Origin of the sequence: Actinomadura sp. KC06, from assembly GCF_004348735.1 — a bacterium.
GTDB lineage: Bacteria > Actinomycetota > Actinomycetes > Streptosporangiales > Streptosporangiaceae > Spirillospora.
Window position 1 is genome coordinate 1 of record NZ_SMKT01000313.1, and the last position, 4,425, is coordinate 4,425.

The 4,425-nt window shown below is 78.3% G+C and carries 3 protein-coding genes; 1 reads left to right on the forward strand and 2 read right to left on the reverse strand.

Translation table 11 applies throughout. The features are described 5' to 3' along the window. Window positions 1-20: 20 nt before the first annotated feature. Window positions 21-1,412, reverse strand: coding sequence for a VWA domain-containing protein (locus E1287_RS42195; RefSeq protein ID WP_131971585.1), 1,392 nt, complete (start codon window positions 1,410-1,412; stop codon window positions 21-23). Window positions 1,413-1,467: 55 nt separating this feature from the next. Then, window positions 1,468-2,475, reverse strand: coding sequence for a DMT family transporter (locus E1287_RS42200; RefSeq protein ID WP_243719820.1), 1,008 nt, complete (start codon window positions 2,473-2,475; stop codon window positions 1,468-1,470). A gap of 243 nt (window positions 2,476-2,718) precedes the next feature. Between E1287_RS42200 and E1287_RS42205 the strand changes: the two genes are divergently transcribed. Beyond that, on the forward strand, window positions 2,719-4,425 hold a 1,707-nt coding region (locus E1287_RS42205; protein WP_131971587.1), incomplete at its 3' end, for a hypothetical protein.

Sequence of the window (4,425 nt, forward strand, 5' to 3'; positions counted from 1 at the left end):
CCCGGGGGTGGGCGGGGTGGTCAGGCGGCGAGGCCGGTGGTCAGGGCGTCGGCCTGCCGGTCCAGGGCGTCCAGGCGGGCGCGCAGGGCGGTGCGCAGCCACGGGGCGCCGGCCCGGCAGTGCCCGAACATCCAGGGCAGCAGCTCGGCGAAGTCGTCCTGGTGCCAGAACCCGCGCTGCGGCAGGGCCGGGGCGGGGCGGCGCAGCCGCAGGTCGTCGCCGCCGGTGAACTGGGCGTGGCAGAACACCACCGGGGTGGCGACGCCGGCGCCGGGCAGGCTCGCCACGACGCGGGCCAGGTCGCCGGGGAACAGGTTCTCGTAGCCGTCGGAGACGACGGCGACCAGGTCGGGGTCGGCGCCGAGGGCGTCCAGGACACCGGTCGCCAGGTCGGTCGCGCCGCGCGGGGCGCGTTCGTCGCCGCCGACCTCGATGACCTCCAGCCTGGCGCACACCTGCGACAGGACCATCCGCAGCGCGGCCGCCTGCGACATCAGGGCCCATTCGCGGTCGCCGTGGCCGCGCATGGACGCCGAGGCGTCCAGGACGAGCGCGACCGTCCCGTCGAAGCGGGGGAACGCGGCCGCGGCGGCGCCGACCTGGCGGCCGAGCGCGGCGTACAGGTCCTCGGCGGGCCCGCCCCGGTACAGGTGGACGAGGGTCGCGGCGATGTCGCCGCGGTTGGTCGGGGTGACGGTCGCGGGCCGTTCGCGCGGCGCGTCCACGGGCAGCGCGGGCTCGTGCGGCATCCCCGCTGCCGCCCCGGCGCCGTGCCCGCCGACGCCGAGCCCGCCGGTCCCGTCGCGGGCGTCGCCGGCCGCGGGGGTGTAGAGGGCGCGGACGCGGGCGGACACGTCCGCGGACGCCGCGGCGGGCGGCGACAGGAACCGCAGCAGGCGGCGCCGCAGGTAGTCCGAGGCGGTGTCGCCGGCGGCGATGCGGCGGGCGCAGCCGCGGGCGGTGGCGGCGCCGAGGGCGTGCTCGAAGCAGTCGCGCAGGGCGGGGCGGCGCGCGGCGATGAGCGCGTCGGCGTCGGGGTGCTCCAGGACGAACCGCAGCACGGCGCGGGTGGTGTGCTTGTGGTTGGCGCGCAGCCGCCGCAGCGCGAGCAGGACGGTGATGACGTGCGCGGGCGGCAGGGCGAGGGTCAGGACGCGGGCGGCGCGGGCCGCGGTGGCGCGGGCGGGGTCGTCCAGGCCGGCCTGGGAGGCGGCGAGGGTCTGCAGCAGCACGCGGGCGCGCTGCCAGGGCCGCGCTCCGGGCGCGAGGCCGAGCAGCGCGTAGCCCTCGGCGCCGGCGGCGTGGGCGGCGCGGTGCAGGTCCGCGTCGTCCCAGCGCAGGGCGCCTCCCCTGGGCAGGGTGAGGGCGGTGTCGTGGGTCTCCAGGTGGGCGAGGAGCGTGGGGGTGTCCATGATTGTTCGCCTCCGCAATCATGGAGTGTAGGAATCTGCGTCGCGGGGCCGACACTCATTTTCCGGCGGGCGCGGCCATCCCGGTCCCGGGCGCGGCGGCCGTCCCGTCCTCGAGCGGCACCGGGGCGGGCAGGCCCGGGCGGGGGACGGCGGCGCGCTGGGCGATGTACGCGCCGGTCAGGACGATCACGCCGCCGAGCATCTGCGCGGGGGTGAGGCGCTCGCCGAGGACGGCCCAGGCGATGAGCGCGGCGGCGACCGCCTCGGTGTAGCAGATCGCGCCGCCGACCTGCGCCGACAGCCGCTGCAGCCCGGCGACTCCGGCGAGGTAGGCAAGGACGGTGCTGACGATCCCGATCCAGACGACCAGCGTCCAGCCGGGGGCGGTGTGCCCGGCGACGGGGACCTGCGCGGGCAGCACGTCCCAGGGCAGCGACCAGGGCGTGGCGAGCGCGGTGAGCGACACGGCGGCCACGACGCTGCCGGACGCGGTGATGACCAGGGGGTCGACGCGTCCGGTGAGGCGGTCGACGATGAGGAAGTAGCTGGCCTGGCAGGCGGCGGCGCCGATCCCGGCGGCCAGCCCGACCGGGTCCAGGCTCAGGCCCGTCCAGACCTGGACGACCATCGTCAGCCCGGCCATCGCGACCGCGACCCCGGCGACGGCGGTGCGGTGCACGGGGGCGCGGCGGACGAGCCCCAGCCACGCCAGCACGATGACGGGGCCGCTGAACTCCAGCAGGATCGCCACGCCGACCGGCAGCCGGGACGCGGCGACGAAGTACAGGGCCTGGCATCCGGCGACGCCGGTCACCCCGTACAGGACGACTGGCCCCAGGTTGGGGCGCAGGCCCCGCACGGCGGTCCGGCCGCGCAGGAGCAGCGCGAGCGGGACCAGGACCAGCGCGGCGGTCGCGATCCGCAGCCACACCGCCTGCAGCGGGCCGAGGCCGGCCTCGATGAGCGCCTTGCCGAACGGCCCGGACGCGCCGAAGCAGACCGAGGAGAACACCGCCAGGCCCACGCCCCAGGCGCGGGTGCGCGCCGCACCGTCCACCGCCACCCCCCGGTCCGTCCCCGATCCGTCGCCGATCCGTCGCCGATCCGTCGCCTGGGCCGCTCGGGCCGTCACCGCCGTCGCGCCGCCCGCACCCGCGAGCTAATGAGCATCATGACATAACACTCCTTACACGTCGACGGGTGGCGCACCGCCCCGCGCACCGGCTCGCGAACCGGGACGATCCCGTCCGGGGCGATTGATTCGTGCGGTGCCGGACGGTCCGCCCGCGGCCACTACTATCGCCGGATGAGCTGGCAGGCGGCCGGGGCGGGGCCCGGCGGAACCGGAGCACCCGGCGGACCCGGCGGTACCGGAGGCGGCCCGGGCGGGGACCTGTTCGCCTCCGTCGAGGGCAACGTGCGCGAGCTGGTCGCCTCCCCCTGGTGGCAGACCGCGCCGCCCGCCGACCGCGCCGCCCAGATCGCCGCGCGGATGCTGTGGGGCGCCGGGGAGTGGTGGCTGTACGGGGCGTGGGGCCGCTGGTACCGGTGCGGCCTGGACGGCACCTGGCATCCCTGCCCGCCGCCCGCCGGGTTCGAGGACCGCCGCGTCGCCGTCCCCGCGCCGCAGGGGGCCGGGACGCCGCCCGTCCCGCCGCAGCTGTTCCCGACCGGCCCGGACCTGTCGGCGGGGCGGGTCGCGCCGCTGGGGTTCCTCGGGCCCGTCCCCGACACCGCGGTCGTGGCGCGGATCTCCCAGGCGCTGACCACCGCGCTGGCGGTCAACCCGCAGCAGTTCGTGCAGCGCGACCCGATGTTCCAGCCCGGCACGCCGTCCACGGTCGCGGCGGCGTGGGGCGCGCTGCTGTGGTGCGCGGGGTCGCCGGTGGCGCTGACCGAGCATCCGCTGATCGAGTCGTTCATCCCGTTCCTGACCACCTCGGCCGAGCAGCTGCACTGGATGATGCCGCCCGACCTCGGCACCCTGGCCGGCTACTACGTGCACCGCCTCGGCGCCGGCGACGGCGGCGGCGCCGCCCACATCGCCCGCGTGATGTACGAGGTCGCGGCGGGGCTGCAGGCCGACGTGCGGTTCCGTCCGGGCGCGGACGCGCTCGCGGCGATCACGGCGGCGTCGCTGCGGCTGGTCAACCAGGACCTGGCGACCGTCCGGTACGGGCCGGACGCGATCGTGCAGGAGTGGCGGCGCCGCTGCCCGGCGGAGTTCGCCACGCCGATGGTCCGCGACACCGCGCCCGGCGAGTACCTGCGGCTGGCGCTGTACGACCTGCAGCAGATCGTCGCGGAGCTGACCGGGCCGCGCCCGGCGGCGCCGGGGCGGGCGCACGACGAGGTCCGCCGCGCGGGGGTCGCGGTGCTGGCCGCCGACCTGCAGGCCGCGCCGGGCGCGCTGCCGGCGCTGCAGCGGTGGCTGGACGCCGACAGCGCCCGGACGGTGCAGGCGGTGCTGGGCGACCCGGCCAACCCGCTGCGGTCGCTGTGGCCGCGCGACGGGCGGCTCCCGGACGCGCTGCGCAGCGACGACCCCGACGCGCTGGCCGCGCTGCTGGCCACCACCTACACCCTCGGGCTGACGTGGTGCCGGCTGGCGCAGGTCCCGCCGCCGGCGACGGGGTTCGCGGTGCCGCAGGCGGTGGCGGCGGAGCTGACGTCCCCGGCGATGCACACCCCGCCGTCCACCGACGAGCTGTCGGCGTGGGACATCATCAAGGCCGCGCGGGAGCATCTGGCCGCCGAGCGCGGCGCGGGCGGCGACCAGCCGGTGGCGCCGGTGCCCGAGCCGGCGAAGGACGCGCCGGGCCCGCCGCCCGCGGTCGCGCCCGCCCCGCCTCCGGCCGCCGCTCCGGTGCCGCCGCCGTCCGCGCCCGAGCCGCCGCCCGTCCAGCCGCCCGCCCATCCGGCGACGCCGCCGCCGGCTCCGCCGACCGCCGTGGCGTCCGAGCCGTCGGATCCGTTCGGCATGGAGGCCCCGCCGACGCGCGCCACCCCGCAC